Origin of the sequence: Kitasatospora sp. NPDC101447 (genome assembly GCF_044767225.1) — a bacterium.
GTDB lineage: Bacteria > Actinomycetota > Actinomycetes > Streptomycetales > Streptomycetaceae > Kitasatospora.
The window spans coordinates 45,692-65,477 of the sequence record NZ_JBIWNL010000031.1 but is presented as its reverse complement, the minus strand read 5'-3'; the positions used below and the strand labels follow the sequence as shown (position 1 = coordinate 65,477).

The window sequence follows — 19,786 nt, the reverse complement described above, 5'->3', positions numbered from 1 at the left end:
CCCGCCGCTACCGCGGCTCGGCCAGCGCGAACGCGGTGTTGACCAGCGCCACATGGCTGAACGCCTGCGGTGTGTTGCCGAGTTGACGCCCGGCGTACGGGTCCCACTCCTCGGAGAGCAGCCCGACGTCGTTGGCGAGCCCGACCACCCGCGCGAACAGCGTCCGCGCCTCGTCCGTGCGCCCCGTCGCGGCGAGCGCGTCGGCGAGCCAGAACGAGCAGGCCAGGAAGGCGCCTTCGCCGCCCGGCAGCCCGTCGCCGTGCGGCCCGGCGCGGTAGCGGCGCACCAGTCCGCCGTGGTCGAGCCCGTCCCGGACGGCGTCCACGGTACGCACCACCCGGGGGTCGTCCGGCGGCAGGAAGCCGCTCTTGACCACGAACAGCGTGGCCGCGTCCAGCCCCCGTCCCCCGTAGTGCTGGACGAACACGCCGAGCCGACGGTCGTAGCCGTTCGCGCAGACGTCGGCGTGGACGGTGTCGCGCAGCGCCCGCCAGCGGTCGACCGGCGCGGGCAGCCCGGTGGCCTCGGCGAGCCGGACGGCGCGGTCGGCGGCCACCCAGCACATCACCTTGGAGTGGACGAAGTGCCGCCGCCCGCCGCGCACCTCCCACAGCCCTTCGTCCGGCTCGCGCCAGTGCCGTTCGAGGTGGTCCATCAGCGAGCGCAGCAGTGTCCAGACGTGCCGCTCCATCGGCAGCCCGGCCAGCAGGGCGAGGTGGAGGGTGTCCACCACCTCGCCGTAGACGTCGAGTTGGAGCTGGTTGACGGCGGCGTTGCCGAACCGGACCGGCCGTGAACCCTCGTACCCGGGCAGCCAGTCGGCGGTGGTCTCGCCGAGCACCCGCTCCCCGGCGACCCCGTACACGGCCTGGACGTGCCGGGGGCCGCCGGCGATGGCCCGCAGCAGCCAGCGGCGCCAGGCGGCGGCCTCCTCCCGGAACCCGCCGCGCAGCAGGGCGGAGAGCGTCATCGACGAGTCGCGCAGCCAGCAGAACCGGTAGTCCCAGTTGCGCAGGCCGCCGATCCGCTCCGGCAGGGAGGAGGTGGCGGCCGCCACGATCCCGCCGGTGGGGGCGTAGGCGAGGGCTTTGAGGGTGAGCAGCGAGCGCAGTACGGCCGGCCGCCATTCGCCCTGGTACCGGCAGCCGGACGCCCAGTGCTGCCAGCGGTCGAGGGTGGCGAGCAGCGCCTGCTCGGGGTCGGTGCGCGGGGCGGAGGCCAGGTGCGAGGGCTGCCAGGTGAGGACGAAGGGCACGCGGAGTCCGGCGGTGACGGTGAACTCCGAGACGGTGACGCCGTCCAGCCCGTAGGTGTGGACGCCCGCGGGCACCCGGAGCCAGGCGGAGTCCGGCCCGGCGACGGCGACCCGGTGGTGCTCGGTGCGCCGGACCCACGGGTCGATCCGCCCGTAGTTGAAGCGCAGCCGCAGGGTGCCGCGCATCGGGACGGTGCCGTCCAGGCCCTCGACGATCCGGATCAGCTGGGGGTCGCGTTGCCGGCCCTGGCCGCGCTGCGGCATGAAGTCCGTGATCCGCACCCGCCCGTCGGGGGCCTGCCACTCGCTCTCCAGTACCAGGCTGTCGCCCCGGTAGCGGCGGGCGTGGCACTCGGCTGCGCCGGCCGGGGCCAGCCGCCAGGCGCCGTGGCGCTGGTCGCCGAGCAGCCCGGCGAAGCAGCTGGGGGAGTCGAAGCGGGGCAGGCAGAGCCAGTCGACCGATCCGTCCCGGCCCACCAGGGCGGCGGTCTGCAGGTCGCCGATGAGGGCGTAGTCCTCGATGGCTAAGGTCATCAAGCTCATTGTGGGACGCGCCCGCGCCCGCGGCACCGCAGGAATGCCCGTGCCCCCGGCGCGGCAGGAGCGCCCCGGCCTGCCGGAGGCGCCACGCCGACGCGACACGCCCGGCCGGTACACCGCGGGGCGCCACGCCCCGGCACGCCCTGCGGCCCGCCCGGACCGGCCGTACGGTCCGTCGGTCGCCAGGAGCCCGGCACTCCGCTTGCACCCGTTCGGGGTGCGGAGGAGGATCTTCTGTGCTTGTAGTCTCAGCTGTCACAGGAGTGCCCTCGCGGCACTGCCTCCCCGTTGACCGGAGTGAAGGAGTCACAGGCATGCGGCGACCGAGCTGGGTACCGGAGGGTACGGACCTGGACAAACCGAACGCCGCGCGGGTCTACGACTACTACCTCGGGGGCTCGCACAACTTCGAGGTCGACCGGGAGATGGCCCGCAAGGCGATGGCCCTGTGGCCGGAGCTGCCGCAGATCATGCGCTCCAACCGCGCCTTCCTGCGCCGCGCGGTGACCTTCCTCGCGGAGCAGGGCATCACCCGCTTCCTGGACATCGGCTCCGGCATCCCGACCTTCGGCGCGGTGCACGAGATCGCCCGCGCGATCCGCCCCGAGGCGAAGGTCGTCTACGTCGACCGCGACCCGGTCGCCGTCGCGCACAGCCGCCTGCTGCTGGAGGGGGACGGGGCCTGCGCCGTCGTCCAGGCCGACCTGCGTGACGTCGACGATCTGCTGGCCCGCCCCGAGGTGGCCGGGCTGCTGGCCGAGGGCGAGCCGGTGGGTGTGCTGCTGGTGGCCGTGGCGCACTTCGTCAGCGACGCCGAGGACCCGTGGAAGCTGATCGGCGCGATCCGCGACGTGCTGCCGCCCGGCAGCGCCCTGGTCCTCTCGCACGCCTCGTTGGAGGGCCGCCCGGACCAGGCGGAGGACCACCAGAAGCTCTACCGGATGACGCCGACCCCGCTGACCATGCGCACCCGCGAGCAGATCACCTCGATGTTCGACGGCTTCGAGCTGGTCGAGCCGGGCGTGGTCTACCTGCCGCAGTGGCGCCCGGACCAGCCGGAGTCGGTCGGCGAGCACCCCGAGCGGATGACCGGGGTGGCGGGCGTGGGGTTCCGCCCTTGAGTGGAGGCAGCGAGCGGGAGACCGACGGCCGGGCGGCGCACCGGGCGGCGGCCGTACGGTGCTGCGCGGTGACCAGGGGCAGGACCGGAGCCGGGATCGGAGCCGGGACCGGAGCCGGGCCCCGCCCGCCGCACGCGGGGCCCACGAGGTCCGCCGGACCGACAGGGGCACGGACACCGACAGGGGCACGGACATGACCGGGACCCCCGTCGGCAGTGCCGAGCGGTTCCACGAGGAGTGGTCCCGGCTGCTCTCCGCCGACCACGGCATCGTCGTCCACCCCGGCCTGCTCAACCGCCTGGTGGCCCGCACCGCCGCCCTGCTGCACCGCGCCCAGGAGGAAGCGCCGTTCGAGCCGCAGCTGGCCGCGCAGGCCGGCGCCGAGCTGGTCGACGCGCACTTCACCGACCCGGTGCTGCTGGCCCGGGCGGTCGAGCTGCTCCAGGCCCAGTCGCTCACCGACGACCGCGGCCCCGCTCTGACCGGCGCGTTCGCCTCCGGCTGGGCAGCCGCCCTGCGGGAGCGCACGCTGCGCGAGCAGGAGGCGATCCGCACCGCCGCGGACGCCGCCCGCAAGGAGGCCGAGCGGGCGCTGCGCGCCTCCGAGGCCCGGTTCCGCGCGCTGTTCGAGAGCGCCGCGATCGGCATCGGCATCGGCGACACCGACGGCAACATCCTGGCCGTCAACAGGGCCCTGCAGGAGCTGTTCGGCGCGGGGCCCGCGGACATGGTCGGCCGCCGGGTCGGCGACCTGGTGCACCCCGAGGACACCCCGGGCGTCTGGGAGGCGTACGAGGAGCTGATCAGCGGCAAGCGCGAGTACTTCCAGTTCGACAAGCCGTACTACCGCCAGGACGGCGAGGTGGTCTGGACCCACCTGACCGTCTCGCTGATCCGCGACGACGACGGCACCCCGCAGTACCAGGTGGCGATGCTGGAGGACGTCACCGACCGCTACCGGCTCCAGGAGCGGCTGCGCCACCAGGCCACCCACGACCCGCTGACCGGCCTGCCCAACCGGGCGGCCTTCTTCGAGCGGCTGGAGAAGCTGTTCGAGGACCCGGAGCCGGGCGCCCGCTTCGGCCTCTGCTACGTCGACCTCGACGGCTTCAAGGTGGTCAACGACAGCCTCGGCCACGACATGGGCGACCAGCTGCTGTCCGCCGTCGCCGCCCGGCTGAAGGCCGCCCTCACCCCGCTGGGGCACCTGGTGGCCCGGCTCGGCGGCGACGAGTTCGTCGTCCTGCTGGAGAAGTGCCGGGGCGAGAAGGAGGCGGTGGCCGCGGCGAAGACCGTCCTGGCGGCGCTGGCCGGGCCGGTGCTGATCGGCGACCACAAGCTCGCCGTGGGCGCCAGCGTCGGCGTGCTGGAGCGGCGGGTGTCCACCACCACCCCGGGCGCCGCCGTCCGGGCCGCCGACCTCACGCTGTACCGCGCCAAGGAGGCCGGCCGCGGCCGCTGGACGCTGTTCGACCCCAAGGAGAACGCCCGCGCGGTCAGCCGCTACGCGGTGTCGGTGCGGATGCCCGCGGCCCTCGACCGCGGCGAGTTCTTCATCGACTACCAGCCGCTCTACCGGCTGGCGGACGGCCGACTGGCTGCCGTGGAGGCGCTGGTGCGCTGGCGTCACCCGCAGCTGGGCGTGCTCGGCCCGGACGAGTTCGTCACCACCGCCGAGGAGACCGGCCTGATCATGCCGCTCGGCCGCTGGGTGCTGGAGCAGGCGTGCGGTCAGGCCGCGGACTGGATCAAGCGGTTCGGTGACGACGCGCCGCAGCTCAACGTCAACCTGGCGGTCCGTCAGGCCCGCAACGCCGCACTGGTCAACGACCTCGCCCGGATCCTGGACGGCACCGGACTCGACCCGGCCCGGCTGCAGTTGGAGATCACCGAGTCGACGGTGGTCGGGCCCGAGGACGAGGCGCTGCGCAGCCTGCACGGTCTGGTCGACCTCGGGGTGTCGCTGGCCGTGGACGACTTCGGCACCGGCTGGTCCAACCTCGCCTACCTGCGCGACCTTCCGGTCTCCGGGCTGAAGATCGCCGGGTCCTTCGTCGGTGACCTGCACGAGCCGGGGAAGGACGAGTCCACCGGGTGGCGGATCGTCAGCGGTCTGGTGTCGATGGCGCACGCGCTCGGACTGAACGTCACCGCCGAGGGCGTGGAGACCGCCAAGGACGCCGAACGGCTGCGGACCATGGGCTGCGACTGGGCGCAGGGCTGGCACTTCGGCCGCCCGGTGCGGCCGTCCGAGATCGCCCGCCGGATCGTGGAGGAGCCGAAGGGCCGTCCTGTCGAGAGCTGAGCCGTCCGCGGGGCGGGGTCGGGGCGGGGTTCCCGGTCAGGCCTGGTTCAGCCGACTATCACTGAACGTCACCAAAAGTTGCTGTAAAAGCGGGCAAAACACCCTTGACGTGACTGTCCGTACTGGACGAGGATGGGGTCTGGCCCCCACCCGCAGGGGTGGGAGGACATAGGCCAGTTCGTACGATCGGCGCCTTTGGGCGCCGGGAGCGCGACGGCGGTGCGCACCCCCTTCGGCCGCCCCAGTGCTCTCCGCATCGTATCGGCAGCTCCGGGGCCCTTCCCCGGGCTTCCCCGCAGGGCTCGACCCGCGCGTATCCGCCCGCGTGGTCGCCCGTTCGCCATAATCCAGGCCCGCGCCCCGCCGGCGCCCGCCCACCGCCTCCCCCCGAGAGGCCGCTCCATGAGCATCACCATGCCCCCTGACGCAGACTCCCGCCGTGCCCGGAGTTCCGGCTCCTCGCCGGCGCAGGCCGGACCGGGCCGCCGAGCGCCCGACACCGCGCCCGACGGGTCGCCCACCGCCACGGCGGACGCATCCGCCGACGGTTCGCCCGGCCACTCACCCGAGGCCGCCCCCTCCGCGGCGCTCCTCGCCCCACCGGCTGCTCCAGCCGCTCCGGTCGCCCCGACGGCCCTGACCGCCCCGACGACCCCCGCCGCCACCCCCTCGGCCCCCGCCGCCCCCTCGGCCTCCGACCGGGCCGTGCCGGACCACCCGAACCGGCGCGCCGAGGACCGCGGCGGACGCCGCCGCACCGACCGGCCGATGCGCCGCTCCGGCGACGGCGTCGTCCCCACCCACACGGTCAGCCTGGTGATCCCGGCCCACAACGAGGCCCGCAACATCCCCTGGGTGTTCGAACAGATCCCCCGCTGCGTGGACGAGGTCATCCTGGTCGACGGCGCGTCCAGCGACGCCACCGTCCCGATGGCCCGGTACTGCCTGCCGACGGTGCGCAGCGTGCAGCAGCGCGGCCGCGGCAAGGGCGACGCGCTGCGCACCGGGTTCGCCGCCGCCGGCGGCGAGTACATCGTCATGATGGACGCCGACGGCTCCATGTGGCCCGGCGAGATCCCGCACTTCCTGCACTTCCTGGACAACGGGTTCGACTTCGTCAAGGGCTCGCGCTGCATCGCCGGCGGCGGCTCGCTCGACTTCACCCGGGTCCGCTCGCTCGGCAACCGCGCCCTGCTCGCCGTCGTGAACCGGCTCTACGGCGCGCGCCTCACCGACCTGTGCTATGGCTACTGCGCCTTCCGCCGTTCCTTCCTGGACGCGCTCGACCTGCGGTCCACCGGCTTCGAGATCGAGGCCGAGATGGTCGCGCACGCGCTGCGCTCCGGGCTGCGGATCGCCGAAGTGCCGAGCCTGGAACTCCCCCGCCGCAGCGGTCGCTCGCACCTGCACGCCGTCTCCGACGGCCGCCGGGTGCTGAGGACCCTGATCGCCGAGCGCCCCGGTGCCCGGTCCTCGGCGGACGCCCCCGCGGGGGAGCGCTGATGAATGGCACCGACCGGCGCGCCGCAGCCGCCTGCCCGCGCCCCGCCGCTCGTGACTCGCTCCACACCCCCGTCCGTGTCGTCGACCTTGACCTGGACGAACCGAGCGGGCTGCGCTCGCCCGGAGGTCTCGGTGCCGCCGCCCCGGACGGACGCGTGTTGGCGTTGGTGCGGCTGCACGGACACCCGCTCGGTCTGGTCACGGCCACCGGGGCAGCAGGCCACAGCGCCGCGCTGCGTCGGGCGCTGGTCGACGCCGCTCACCGGGAACTGCGAGTTCCCTCCCTGTCCACCGCGACACCCGCGGCGCGCCCTGGTCGGGTAGGCCGCGCCCGGGTGCCCGCGGACCCGGTCACGGTCAGCGTGATCGTCGCGACTCACAACCGGGCGGACCTCCTGCGATCGTGCCTCGACTCCCTGCTGCGGAACGGCTATCCGCGGTTCGAGGTCATCGTCGTGGACAACGCCCCCGCCGACGACACCGCCGAACGACTGATCCGCGACCGGTACCGGGGCCGGGTCCGCTACCTGCGCGAGCCGGTGGCGGGCCTGGCCCGGGCCCACAACACCGGGCTCGCCGCCGCCCGCGGCGAGATCGCCGCCTTCACCGACGACGACACCCTCGTCGACCCGGGCTGGATCGCCGCCCTCGCCCAGACCTTCGCCGAGGACCGGCGGATCGGCTGCGTCACCGGCCTGATCCTGCCCGCCGAACTCGACACCCCCGCCCAGGCCGCCCTGGAGTGCCACGGCGGCTTCGCCAAGGGCTTCGCCGCCCGCACCTGGACCCTCGCCGACGGGCCCGCCGACCCGCTCTTCCCGTTCGCGGCGGGCCGCTTCGGCTCCGGCGCCAACATGGCCTTCCGCACCGCCCGGCTGCGCGCCCTCGGTGGCTTCGACCCCGCCACCGGCACCGGCACCCCGGCCCGCGGCGGCGACGACCTGCTCTCGTTCTTCCGCATCCTGGTCGCCGGCCACGCCATCGCCTACGCGCCGGACGCCATCGTCTGGCACCGCCACCGGCGGACCATGGACGCCGTCCCCGCCCAGGCCTTCGGCTACGGCGCCGGCTTCGGCGCCTACCTCGCGGCCGCCCTGCACCACGAACCCGCCATGCTGCCCGCCCTGTTGCGCCGCCTTCCCAGCGGCCTCCGGTACGCGGTCCGCCGCGCACGCACCCGGCCGGACCCGGGCGCGGTGGACCGCCGGCCCGGCAGGCGCCTGGCCCGGCTCGAACTCCAGGGCCTGGTCTACGGACCGCTCGGCTACGCGCGCAGCCTGCGCCGACACCGGGCCTCGGTCGGGACGGCGGGGTGAACCCGCCGTGTCCGCGCGCGCCGTGCCCGCCACCGTTCCCACCGGGGGCCGGGCCGCCTGCTCCTGCCCGCTGCCGCTGCCCTGCGAGTGCTCGTACGTCGGCCTGCTGCGGGCCCGGGTGCGCGCCCTGACGGCGGGTGAACCGCTGCTGCGCAACGGGCACGTGCTGACGGCCAGTTCGCTCCTCACCGCGGCCTTCGGCGCGGTCTTCTGGATGCTCGCCACCCGCTGGTACGGCTCGGAGTTCGTCGGCCTCAGCTACGCGGTGCTCACGGCGGTGGTGCTGATCTCCGAGATCGGCCAGCTCGACCTCGCCGACGTCCTGATCCGGTTCCTGCCCGCGGTCGGCCGGGGCGCGCGGAGCCTGCTGATCCGCTGCTACCTGATCGCCACGGCCGCCGCCCTGCTGGTCGGCGGCCTCTTCCTCGTCCTCGTCCCGGCGATCGCACCGGACCTCGACTTCCTGCGCAGCCCGCCCGTCGCCGTCGCGTTCCTGGCCATGACCGCGGGCTACACGCTCTTCGCCCTCCAGGACGGCGCGCTGACCGGGCTGCGCCGCCCGGGCTGGGTGCTCGGCGAGAACGCCCTGTTCGCCGTGGTCAAGATCGTTCTGCTGGCCGTCCTGGCGGGCTGGGCGCTGCGGGCCGGGATCCTGGTGTCCTGGGCCGGTGCGCTGCTGGCCGCCCTGCTCACCGCCAACGTCCTGCTCTTCCGCCGGATCCTGCCCGCCCGCGCCTCCGACCGCGCCTCCGACCGCGCCTCCGCCCGCGCCTCCGACCGCGCCTCCGACCGCGCCTCCGCCCGCGCCTCCGCCCGCGCCGCCGACGGCGCAGCCGGTCGGGAGGGCGCGACGGCGGCCCCGCGGCTGGCCCGCTACGCGACCGCGGACTACCTGGGCGCCCTGCTACGGCTGACCGCCGCGACCGTCGTCCCGCTGGTCGTGCTGGACACCCTCGGGCCGGATCAGATCGCCTACTACTCGCTCGCCTGGGTGATCGCGTACACCTTCTACCTCGTCGCCCTCAACCTGGGCAGTTCGCTCATCGTCGAGACTGCCGGGGCACCCGGCCGGCTCGGTGAGCACGGTCGCCGCGTGCTGCGGCACGCCGGTGTCCTGGTGACGGCCGGGGTGCTGGTCACGGTGGTGGCCGCGCCGTGGGTGCTGTCCCTGTTCGGGGCCGAGTACGCCGAGCACGGCACCGCCCTGCTGCGCCTGCTGGCCCTGTCCGCCCTGCCGCACCTGGTGCTCAGCATCGCGGTCGACGCCGCCAGGGCCCGCCGACGGCTGGTCCCGATCGTCGCCCTGCAGGGGGTCTACTGCGTCCTCGTCCTCGGCCTGACGGTCTGGCTGCTGCCGCCGTTCGGCCTCGTCGGGGTCGGCCTGGCCTGGCTGATCGCCGCCACCGTCCTCGCCGTCCCGCTGCTGTGCACCCTGCCGCGGTGGCTCCCGGCCGGCGACACCACGGCGGCTGAGACCCCGACAACCGCGGCTCCGGCGGACGGAGTTCGCACAACCGAGCGCTCGACGGCCGGGCGCTCGACGGCCGCGGTCCCGACGACCACGGTCCTGACGACCGGGCTCCCGCCGACCGCGGACCCGACAACCGAACGGAGGCGGCCGTGAACACCCCGGGCCTTTCCGTCATCGTCTGCGCCTACACGCTCGACCGCTGGGACGACCTGTGCGAGGCGATCGGCTCCCTGCACGCCCAGCGGCAACCGCCCGAGGAGATCCTGCTGGTCGTCGACCACTGCCCGGCCCTCGGCCGCCGGGCCGAGGCGGCGTTCGACGGCGTGCGCGTCCTCGCCAACCGGGAGCGGCAGGGCCTGTCCGGCGCCCGCAACACCGGCGTGGGTGCCGCCCGTCACGAGGTGGTCGCCTTCCTCGACGACGACGCGGCCGCCGAGCCCGACTGGACGGTCCGCCTCCTCGCGCCCTACCGGGACCCGGAGGTGTACGGCGTCGGCGGACTGGTGGTCGCCCGCTGGGAGGACGGCAGCCGGCCGGACTGGTTCCCGCCCGAGTTCGACTGGGTGGTCGGCTGCTCGTACCGCGGGCTGCCCGTCCACCGCAGCGCCGTACGGAACTTCATCGGCGCGAACATGTCCTTCCGCCGCGCCGAGGTGCTCGCCGTCGGAGGCTTCCGCACCGACCTCGGCCGCGTCGGCACCCGGCCGCTCGGCTGCGAGGAGACCGAGTTCTGCCTCCGCGTCGCCGAGCGCCACCCCGGGGCGCTGCTGCTCCACGAGCCGGCCGCCGTCGTCCACCACCACGTGCCGCCCGGCCGGGCCGGCTTCTCCTACTTCCGCTCCCGCTGCTTCGCCGAGGGCTGGTCCAAGGCCGCCGTGGCGCGCCACCGCGGGGCCGACGCCGCGCTCTCCAGCGAACGGCGCTACCTGCGCTCGACCGTCCCGCGGGCGTTCGGCGGCTGTCTGCGCCCCGGTGGCGGCGGGCCGCGGCGAGCGGGGGCGCTGGCCGCCGGAGTGGCGCTCACCGTGGCCGGGTACGCGCTCGGCCGCGCGCGGGCGTTCGTCGCGCCCCGGGCCGCGCGGGAGCCGTCCGCCGAGCCGTCCGCCGAGTCGTCCGCCGAGCCGGACGGCGCCTCCGTCGTGCCCGCCGCCTCGGCCGCGTCCGCCACGTCCGCCGCCTCCGCCGCACGGGGCCGGCCGGGAGGTGTGCGGTGACACCGGTCGTTCCGGTGCTCCTCTACCACTCGGTCTCCGACGACCCGCCCGAGTGGATCGCCCCGTTCGCCGTCACACCACGGGTGTTCGGCGAACAGCTCGACCGGCTCGCCGACGCCGGCCGGCTGGTGGTCCCGCTCCACCGACTGGTCACCGCCCTGCGGGGCGGTCCGCCCATGCCCGACCACTGCGCGGTGCTCACCTTCGACGACGGCTTCGCCGACTTCTACTGGACCGTCGCCCCCCTCCTCGCCGAACGCGACCTGCCCGCCACCGTCTTCGTCACGACCGGTGCCCTGCACACCCCGGGCCACCCCGCCGAGGGCAGTCTGCTGCCGCCCGCCGAGATGCTCAGCTGGCGCCAGCTCCTCAACCTCGACGCGCTCGGCGTCGAGATCGGCGGACACTCCCGCACCCACCCCCAGCTCGACACCCTCTCCCGGCGACGGCTGAACGACGAGGTGAGCGGCTGCAAGGGCCGGTTGGAGGACCTGCTGGGCCACTCCGTCGACTCCTTCGCCTACCCGCACGGCTACTCCAGCCCGGCCGTGCGCCGCTGCGTCCAGGAAGCCGGCTGGACCAGCGCCTGCGCCGTCGCCGACGCCTTCAGCTCCACGGCCGACGAGCCGCTGCGGATCGCCCGGCTGATGGTGCGCCGGGACACCCCGCGACAGCTGTTCGGCCAGTGGGTCGAGGGCACCGGCGCACCCGTCTCCCCGTTCCCCGAACGCCTGCGCACCAAGGGTTGGCGCGCCTACCGGAGGCTGCGGTCCGGCCTCGGCAGCCCGGTCGGCGGGCCGCCGGGGTCGTCACCGGCCGCGCCCTGAACCGCGCCGCAGACCGTCCCGCGAACCGCGCCCTGAGCCGCGCCGCGAACCGGGTCCTTAGTAGGGGACTGCCGGGGTCAGTGCTGCCAGACCCGTACCCAGTCCACCGTCATGCGGGCCGTGTCGACGCTCTGCGGCGGTGAACTCGGGTACCCGACCGCCAGATTGAGCAGCACCTCCATCGCCGTGTGCGGGATCTTCTCCGGGTCCGTCACCTGGTAGCGCTGCACGCCGTCGACGTACCAGGTGAGGGAGTCGCTCTCCCAGTCGACCGCGAACACGTGGTAGCCGGCCGGGAAGTCCTGCGGGCCGTAGCGCTCCCACTGGTCCTTGTCCTCGCCGTTCGGGCCGGTGTAATGCACGGTCATCTGGACGTACTGGGTGGTGGAGATGAACTCGGCGACGTCGAGCTCCGGCGGTGTGGTGCGGGACTCGGGCAGGAGCCAGAACGCGGGGAACATGCCGGCCTCGGGCGGGATGCGCACCGCGGCGGCGAAGTACCCGTAGGTGAAGGTGTGGCGCGGCTGCGCGTTCCAGGAGTCCCGGCCGGTGGAGACCATGCCGGAGGTCCACGGGTAGGTCGTGCCGTCGCTGCCCTCGGTGGCCGACCGCTTCGCGGTCAGGGTCAGGTCGCCGCCGCCCACCGTCACCTGCTGCGGGCGGTACCACTCCAGCTCGTGGTTGCCGGCGTTGGTGCAGCCGTCCTGGTTCCAGTCGTAGCAGGTGGTCCAGTTCGAGCGGTTGAGCCGGTCGCCGTCGAACCCGTCCTGGAAGGCCAGGTGCCAGGAGCCGGGGGCCGCCGGGTCGGCCGGGGCCCGGCCGGGGGCACTCGTCCCGCCCGCGGCCCCGCCGGAGTCCCCGGCGGCGGACGGCGAGGAGGAGGCGCCGCCGCCCGCGCAGGCGGCGACCAGCAGCAGCCCCGCCGTTCCGGCCCCGGCCGCCGCGGCCCGCCGTCGGCGCCGCTCACCGCGCCCGCGGTCGCGGTCGTGCGCCCGGTGCTCGTTCCCGCGGCCGTCCTGGTGGTCGTCCTGGTGGCCGTCCCGGCTGCCGCCCCGGTGGCGTCCGCCCGTCCGGCCACCGTCCCGCCGCCCGGCCCGTGGTGGGCCGCCCGGAGGCCGTCGGCGGGGGAAGCACTGCGGCAGGGCCAGCAGGGTGGTGGCACCGGCCACGGCGGCCAGCGCCCAGCCGCTGATGAAGCCGCCGGTCAGGTAGAAGGCCACGATGATCAGGGTGTCGATGGCCAGGCTGAGGGCCACCACCATCACCCAGGACTCCAGCCGCCCCATCGGCGCGCCCGCGGCGGCCAGCCGCGGCCGGGCCGAGCGCACCGCCGCCAGGCCCGGGCAGCAGAGCAGGAACACGCCGGACACGGCCACCCGGACGGGGTTCGCGTCGGCCAGCACATAGACGGCGAGGGTCAGCCAGCCGGAGACGGCCAGCGCCCAGCCGAGCCGGACGTCGTTCGCGGACGGGCCGCCGTCCCCGGCCGGAGCGCCGTCCGGGAACGGGCCGTCGTCCACCGAGGGGTCGTCCACCGAGGGGTCGTCCTTCGCGGAGTCCACGGAGTCCACGGAGTCCGTGGAACCCGTGGAACCGGTGGAACCCGTGGAGTCCACGGAGGCCTCGCCGCGCACCGACGGGCCGCCGTTCACGGACGGATCGTTGTTCACGGGCCGCCTCCCTGCCGGAGGAAGGGCTGCGACGGCGCCAGGGCGGCCGGCGGGGCGGCCTCGGGCACCTGGCCGGGCAGCGGGTTGGGGACGAAGCGGTAGACCACGGCGTCGTCGTTGCTGTAGACGAGCTCGAAGCCGGGGGTGCGGGCGACCACCTCGGAGAGCTTGTCCACCGTGTCGGCCGGCAGCACGCCGGTCACCGAGGTCTCGGCGGCCTGGGCCCGGCTCAGGATCAGGTACGCGGGCACGCCCGGGTGGGTGAACCCGACCGCCGCCTCCAGCCCGCCGAGCGGGTCCTGCGTCAACAGCTTCCGGGTCGGCTCGCTCGTCTCGGCCAGCCGCACCTGGGGGTGGTCCTCGTAGTGGTCGTAGATCCCGGGCACGCTCCCGGTGACGGACACCACCACCGAGTACGGTGGCGCCGCCGCGAACAGCTGCTGGGTCGCGGTGACCTCCGCGGTGGTGTAGCGGTTCATCCGCTCCTTGCTGTCGTAGCCGAAGAAGAGCCCGCCCAGCACGGCCAGCAGCAGGACCAGCGCGCAGGCCGAGCGCAGCCGTGGCCGCGGTGTCGGCCGCAGCACGAGGGCGGCCACCAGGAACGCCGCCGCGGGCAGCATGAACAGGTAGGTGCGGAAGAGCATCTCGCCGCCGTAGCTGTTGGCCGCCAGCAGTGGCACCGGGGCCAGCAGGAGGTACGGCAGCGGGGTGCGCCGGACCCAGGGACGGCGGACGAGCGCGATCACCGCCAGCAGGACGACCGCCGCCGTCAGCCCGCGGTCGATCCAGTCGACCATCACCTGGTCCGCGGAGGCGGTCCCGAGGTTGGCGAACCCGGAGGTGACGTTGGAGTCCGGCGTGGCGAGCGCCTTGACGAACTGACCGAAGTTGGCGGCCAGGTACGGGCGTGCCACCGTGGCGTCCCACACCGCCGTCATCACGACCGCGGCCAGCAGCGGGGGCAGGACCACCCGGCGGTTGCGGCGCGGCAGCGCCAGCGCGGCCAGCGAGCTGATCAGCATCAGCGGGGTGAGCTGGTGCGAGCAGACGATCGCGGCCTCCAGCACCAGGACCATCGGGAGCCGCAGCCCCCACGCCGGGGCCCGTGCGCCGCCGGCCCGCGCCCCGCTCGCCGTCACGGCCCCCGCCGTCACGGCCCCCGCCGTCACGGCCCCCGCCGTGCCGGTGCCCGCCGCGCCGACGCCCGCCGTGCCGGTGCCCGCCGCGCCGTTCGCCGCCCGGGGCGCGGCGGAGCGGTGCGCCCCTCCCGGCGGAGCCTCACCCGGCGGAGCCCCGCCCGGCGGCGACCGGCCGGGTGCGCGGGGGACGCTCCGGTCGGGCAGCCGGCGCACCACGACGGCGATCACGGTGACGTACAGCACCAGGGCGAACGCCTGCGGGGAGAAGTAGTCCTGGCCGACCCAGGAGCAGGAGAAGTAGATCCAGACCGCCCCCCACACCACCGTCCGGTCCGAGCTGATCGCCCGGTAGAGCAGCAGCAGCGGGGCGAGCAGCAGCGCGTTGAACAGGGGCGGCCCCCAGCTCGCGTACCCGAGCGCGGAGTGCAGTCCGGTGACCCTCAGCAGCAGGCCGTTGAGGACGAAGAAGCCGGGCCACTGGTTGTAGGGGTCGAGCAGGGCGGCGTGCGGGACCGCCCCGCCGTGGCGGAGCATCGCGTCGATCACCGCCACGTGCTTCCAGGCCCAGGAGTACCGCAGGTTGGCGTAGAGCAGGGTCGGCGTGGCGTGGACGACCGCGATCAGGGCGAGGACGTAGGCGGCCAGCCACCACTGGCGGAGGCTGCGGTCCCGCAGGGCGAGCACGAAGCCCGCGGTCAGCAGGCCCGCCGCGACCCAGTACAGGACGGGGAGCACCTGCAACAGGCCGAGGTCGCCCATCCGGTCCAGGTCGACGTGCCGCAGCGCCAGCAGCCAGAGCAGCAGGGACACCGGCAGCAGCAGGCGTGCCGTCAGCGCGGGCAGGCGCAGGGACCGCCGGGGGCGGTCGCGCGTCGTCCCGGTGGGCGGTTGCGGCCTCGGCGCCGACAACGGCGTCACGGCCGGGTCGCCGGCCATGTGGCTGCCTCCTCCAGGAGCGGGGTCACGTTGCGGGTCACCCACCAGTGGCTGCGTGCGTAGCGCGGGGACTTGGTCACGTTGGACACGATGTGCCAGAGCCAGGTCAGCAGCGGTAGCACGGCGCCGTCCGGTGGCCCGGCCGGGCCGTCCCGGCGCAGGTCCACCAGGTCGGTGCGGGTGCCGTCGATCAGGGCGAGGTCCGGGCCGGGCAGGGCGCCGCGGCGCACCATCTCCCGGACGGCGGTGCCGAGCTGGCGGCCCTCGCGGCGGCAGGTCAGGGCGATGACGAAGGTGTACGCGTCGATGGCGCAGGGGCCGTCGGGCCGGGCGCCGCCCCAGTCGATCACGCCGGTGACCCGGCCGGAGCGTTCGTCGAGCAGGACGTTGCCGGCGTGGAAGTCGCCGTGGGTCCAGGCCACGGTGGTCTCGGCACCGGCCAGTCCGGCGCGCAGCCGGGCCCGTACGCCGGCCAGCCCGGCGGCTCCGGTCCCGCTGCGGCACCAGGGGATGCCGGCCCGGATCGTGGCCAGCGGCTCGTCGACCCAGTCCGCCAGCCGGCCGGTGGCGGCCTCGGTGCGCCCGGTGGCCCGGTGCAGTCCGGCGATGGCCGTGAGCGCGTGCTCGGCGACCGCGGTGTCCGTGCCGAGGCCGTCCCGGAGCAGCCGGTCGGCGGTGGTCCCGGGCAGCCAGCTCTCGGTGATCAGCGGCAGCGGTCCGGTCAGCCGACGGCGGACGGGGGCGGGGACGAGGGCGCGCCAGGCGCCGAGCCGGTCGTCGGCGGCCAGGGCCTGCAGCACCCGCCACTCGTGGTCGAGGGAGGTGACGGCGGGGTCGTTGCGGGCGTGCTTGACCGCCAGCCGCTCCTGGCCCGGGGTCTGCAGCGAGAGGACCAGGACGTCGGTCAGCCCGGGGGCCACCGGCCGCAGGGCGCCGGGGTCGTCCAGTCCCAGCCGGCGGGCGATCCGGCGGGCCTTCAGCCGGTCGGCGGCGCCGTAGACCAGCGGTGGGCGGCGCAGCGGCAGCAGCGCCCGGGGGGAGAACGGCAGCCGCGAGGCGCCGCCGTCCCGGTCCGGCCGGCCGTGCGGCAGCCGGGGGGAGTACCGGGGGAGCAGGACGTGGTGGCGGCTCATCTGCCCGGGCCCCGGTGGGTCGGTGAGGTCGCCGCGGTGCGCGCGGCCTGGGCGGCGAGCCGGGCCAGTCGCAGCGGCGCGCCCGTCCGGCCGGCTTCCGGGACGGCCAGGACGGCCAGCAGCGCGCGGGCGTCGGCGGGCGGCCGCGGGGCCCGGCAGCGCGGGCAGCCGCCGGGGCGGTGGCCGATCAGCCGGCCCACGGCGTCGGTGAGCCCGGCCTGGAAGGCGTGGCGGGTCACCGGGACGCCGGCCGCCCGGACCGGCGGTTCCGCGTTCGCGGGGGCGGCGGCGAGCGAGGCCCAGCCGAGCAGTTCCACGTCGGCGATGCCGTCGCCGACGGCCAGCGCGGGCGGTCCGTCGGCCCCGAGGCGGGTCAGCAGGGCGCGGGCTCCGGCGAGCTTGCCGGTGCCGCGCGGGACGAAGTCGGTCTGGGCCCGGCCCGGGACGGTCGTGAAGAGTTCGCCGATCGGCGCCTCGTCGAGGAGGGCGGCGACGGCCTCCGGTGGCAGGGCGTGCCGTCGGCCGTCCTGCGGCGCGCGGACCGAGGCCCGCACGCACCAGCGGGCGAGCGGATCGGTGACGGCGGGCGGGTCCAGCGAGCCCAGGCGTTCGGGCAGCCCGCCGTCGCCGGCGAGGCGGCGCCCGTCGTCGAGCAGGACCTCGGCGCCGCCGGTCGCCGCGTCGACCAGGACGGCCCCGTACTCGGCGACCCCGCCGGCCAGCCGGTAGGCGGCGCAGCGGTCGGCGACCTCGGGGGCGGAGCGTCCGGTGGCGATCACCGTGCGGTAGCCGTGGGCGCGCAGGGCGCGCAGGGCCAGCGCGCCGGCGGGGGAGGAGACCGGGAAGCCGAGGACGTCGTACTCCAGGACGCCGTCCACGTCGAGGACGCAGCACGGGCCCCGGGGCTCCTCGTCCAGGTCCGCGAGGTAGACGTCGGCGAGGAAGCGCTGCACCGCCCGGGCCTGGGCCCGCCGGGCGTCGGCGCGGGTGCGTTCGGAGGGGGTCAGCCCGTCCTGGACGGCGGCGTGCCGGGCCTGGACGAGCCTCAGCAGGCACCACCGGGCGGCGGAGACCTCCTCGCCGGTGGCCCGCCGGTACGCGGCGAGCAGTTCGGCGTCCCCGTCCGCCCGCGGGCGGTCCGGCCCGTCGGGCCGCTCGGCCGCGCCGGCCAGGTCGTAGGCGGCGTCGTAGCTGGCCAGGTTGAGGTGGCCGAAGGCGCCGTCGGCGTACCCGGTCTTGTACCAGCCGCCCGCGCCGTCGGCGGTCCAGCGGTGACGCGCGGTCAGGCCGTCGGTCACGCAGGGGCGGTCGGAGGCCAGCAGGGTGCGGGTCAGCGGGTCGAGCAGGGTCGGGCGCAGCACGGTGTGCAGGCGCCCGAAGGCGGGTGCGAGCTGGCGGGCGGCGGCCTCCCAGACGGGGTCGCGGCCGGCCAGCCGCAGGCTCCGGTCGGCGGGGACGGCCAGCAGGCGCCGGCGGGCGGCCACGTACCGGGCGACCTCGGCGGGCGGGACGCTCCGGCCGGTCGGCGGGCCGTCCGGCGGTTCCTGCGCCGGGTCCTCCGTCGGCCGGGTCGGAGGCAGGGCCCGGAGCAGCACCCCGTCGGCGAAGCCGAGTTGCCGCGGGACCAGCCCGCTGAGCACCCCGGCGACGGTCGGTGCGTACGCCCCGAAGTAGCCGACGCCGGTCCACTCGGCGAGCAGTGGCAGGCTCTCCACCGCGCCGTCCGGGCCGGCCGTACGGGCCGCGCAGGTGACCGCCAGGTGCGCGCGGCGGGAGAGCGGCCCCTGCGGGCCGACCGACAGGTCCAGCAGCCGTCGTCCGGGCGGCAGCAGGGCGGGCAGCAGGGAGGCCAGCAGCGAGGCCAGCGCCCGGGGTGAGAGCAGCGTCCGGACGTGCCAGTCGCGGCCCGGCAGGGTCACGCACGGCAGGCCGCGCAGGGCGGGCGGCAGGGCGCCCGCGTCGTCGAGGGTGGCGAGGACCGGCACGATCGCCGCCGGGTCGAAACCGTCGTGGACGGCCAGCGCGGCGAGATTCGCCAGGGACCCGCCGGTCACCGGCGGGTCGTCGACCAGCAGCACCAGGGCGCCCCGGCGCCGGAGGTCGCGCACCGCCGCCGGCCGCCCCGGCAGCAGCGCCGCACCGGGCCGGGTGGTGCCGACCGTCACCGCCCGGTGGCCGAGCCGGCGCAGCTGGGCCGCGAGCAGCGGGGCGAGGTAGCTGCCGGAGGTGCGCACGCCCAGGACCAGCACCGGGCGGTGACGGTTCGGGTGGCGGGCGTGGACCAGCCGGGCCAGCGCGACGCAGTCCTGCGGGTGCTGGTCGAAGCTGCGGAAGCAGGCCGGTGGGCGCTGCACCGCGTCGGAGAACAGCCGCCGGGCTCCCGGCAGCCGGGCCAACTCGTCCACGGCGGCCCGCAGTTCGGCGCACAGGGCGGCGTCCCGGTCGGCGTCCGGATCGTTCGTGTCCGGGTGCATCGCCGGGCTCGCCGGGCCTGCCGTTCCCGGGTCGTCCGCCACCGGGGCGTCCCGGAGCGCCCGCAGCGCGAGACGGTCACGCAGCGCAGCCATCCGCCGGCACCACGCGTGCAACCGGTGGGCCGGCGGCACGGCCAGCCACAGCCCGGTCGCGGTCCGCAGCCCGGCCCGGGCCGCCCCGACCACTGCGGGCGGACCGCCCTTCGCCAGGTGCTCCACCAGCCGGCGGGGCCGCCACGCCGTGCCCTGCAGCACGTCCTCGACCACCTGGACCAGCCCGGCGCTCAGCAGGAAGGCGTCCAGCCACTGTCCACCGGCGGCGCGTCCGAGCAGGCGGTCGGTCAGTTCCGGCACGGCGAGGTGCAGGTCCACCGGTGCTCGCGCACCGTCGGCCGCTGCGGTCTGCGCATCGTTCATTCGTGGACTCCCGTGAGCTCCCGAAGGAGGGGACAGCGCCCGCGGAGCCGTGCAGCCGCTGTGCCTCCCCACTCTAGGCATCCGGCGTCCCGCCTGCTCCTCCAGCCGCTCGCGGGGCGCGCGGCGGCGCGTGGTGCAGCGGGAGTCGCGTGCCGTGGACGGGCCGTGCCCGCCCCGGGCCGCCGTCACGCCGACCGTCCGCGCGTACGGGGCCGGACCCGCGTCGGCGACCGTCGGCGCGGCGTCCGCGGGGACCGGCACGGGCATCGGGCGTCTCCTCCTCGAACCCCCCGTTCCGTCCAGGGTGCACCGGCCCGGCCCGGAACGACAGCCCGGATCCGTGGCCGTGCGGCCGCGCTGCGTGCCCGACCGCCACCGCCCGGCGCGGCCCCCGACCGCGCCGGGCGTGGAGGGGCCCGTGGTCGCCGGGCAAGTAACAGCTTGGCCACGGGCCGGTCGGGAACC

General features: G+C 75.9%; 12 protein-coding genes. 7 read left to right on the top strand and 5 right to left on the bottom strand.

What is annotated here, in order from left to right; translation table 11 throughout:
- Window positions 1-7: 7 nt before the first annotated feature.
- On the bottom strand, window positions 8-1,789 hold the full coding sequence (locus tag ACIRST_RS31895) for a glycoside hydrolase family 15 protein (protein WP_350526260.1): 1,782 nt from the start codon (window positions 1,787-1,789) through the stop codon (window positions 8-10).
- 320 nt (window positions 1,790-2,109) lie between these two features.
- On the opposite strand from ACIRST_RS31895, the gene ACIRST_RS31890 reads away from it, so the two are divergent.
- The 7 genes from ACIRST_RS31890 (at window position 2,110) to ACIRST_RS31860 (ending at window position 11,552) form a co-directional block, all read left to right on the top strand.
- The gene (locus ACIRST_RS31890) at window positions 2,110-2,916 is read left to right on the top strand and encodes an SAM-dependent methyltransferase (RefSeq protein WP_402806484.1); all 807 of its coding nucleotides are present in this window, start codon (window positions 2,110-2,112) and stop codon (window positions 2,914-2,916) included.
- A gap of 193 nt (window positions 2,917-3,109) precedes the next feature.
- On the top strand, window positions 3,110-5,221 hold the full coding sequence (locus ACIRST_RS31885; RefSeq protein WP_350526258.1) for an EAL domain-containing protein: 2,112 nt from the start codon (window positions 3,110-3,112) through the stop codon (window positions 5,219-5,221).
- A gap of 414 nt (window positions 5,222-5,635) precedes the next feature.
- Window positions 5,636-6,724, top strand: a complete 1,089-nt coding sequence (locus ACIRST_RS31880; RefSeq protein ID WP_402806480.1) for a glycosyltransferase family 2 protein — start codon at window positions 5,636-5,638, stop codon at window positions 6,722-6,724.
- Window positions 6,724-8,040, top strand: a complete 1,317-nt coding sequence (locus ACIRST_RS31875) for a glycosyltransferase family 2 protein (RefSeq protein ID WP_350526256.1) — start codon at window positions 6,724-6,726, stop codon at window positions 8,038-8,040. The genes ACIRST_RS31880 and ACIRST_RS31875 overlap by 1 nt, the downstream gene beginning before the upstream one ends.
- A gap of 7 nt (window positions 8,041-8,047) precedes the next feature.
- Window positions 8,048-9,664 (top strand): lipopolysaccharide biosynthesis protein, encoded by a 1,617-nt coding sequence (locus tag ACIRST_RS31870; RefSeq protein WP_402806477.1) that lies wholly within the window; start codon window positions 8,048-8,050, stop codon window positions 9,662-9,664.
- Window positions 9,661-10,725, top strand: a complete 1,065-nt coding sequence (locus ACIRST_RS31865) for a glycosyltransferase family 2 protein (RefSeq protein WP_402806474.1) — start codon at window positions 9,661-9,663, stop codon at window positions 10,723-10,725. Before ACIRST_RS31870 ends, ACIRST_RS31865 begins: the two co-directional genes overlap by 4 nt.
- Window positions 10,722-11,552, top strand: a complete 831-nt coding sequence (locus ACIRST_RS31860) for a polysaccharide deacetylase family protein (RefSeq protein WP_350526253.1) — start codon at window positions 10,722-10,724, stop codon at window positions 11,550-11,552. Before ACIRST_RS31865 ends, ACIRST_RS31860 begins: the two co-directional genes overlap by 4 nt.
- 77 nt (window positions 11,553-11,629) lie before the next feature.
- Here the strand turns inward: ACIRST_RS31860 and ACIRST_RS31855 are convergent, their stop codons facing one another.
- The 4 genes from ACIRST_RS31855 to ACIRST_RS31840 are packed head-to-tail and all read right to left on the bottom strand — an operon-like array spanning window position 11,630 to window position 19,321.
- Window positions 11,630-13,222 (bottom strand): family 16 glycosylhydrolase, encoded by a 1,593-nt coding sequence (locus ACIRST_RS31855; protein WP_402806471.1) that lies wholly within the window; start codon window positions 13,220-13,222, stop codon window positions 11,630-11,632.
- Entirely contained in the window at window positions 13,219-15,297 is a 2,079-nt protein-coding gene (locus ACIRST_RS31850; RefSeq protein ID WP_402806469.1) for a glycosyltransferase, read from the bottom strand. Before ACIRST_RS31850 ends, ACIRST_RS31855 begins: the two co-directional genes overlap by 4 nt.
- Entirely contained in the window at window positions 15,276-16,430 is a 1,155-nt protein-coding gene (locus ACIRST_RS31845; protein WP_402806466.1) for a phosphotransferase family protein, read from the bottom strand. The genes ACIRST_RS31850 and ACIRST_RS31845 overlap by 22 nt, the downstream gene beginning before the upstream one ends.
- Entirely contained in the window at window positions 16,427-19,321 is a 2,895-nt protein-coding gene (locus ACIRST_RS31840) for an HAD family hydrolase (protein ID WP_402806463.1), read from the bottom strand. The genes ACIRST_RS31845 and ACIRST_RS31840 overlap by 4 nt, the downstream gene beginning before the upstream one ends.
- Window positions 19,322-19,786 lie beyond the last annotated feature (465 nt).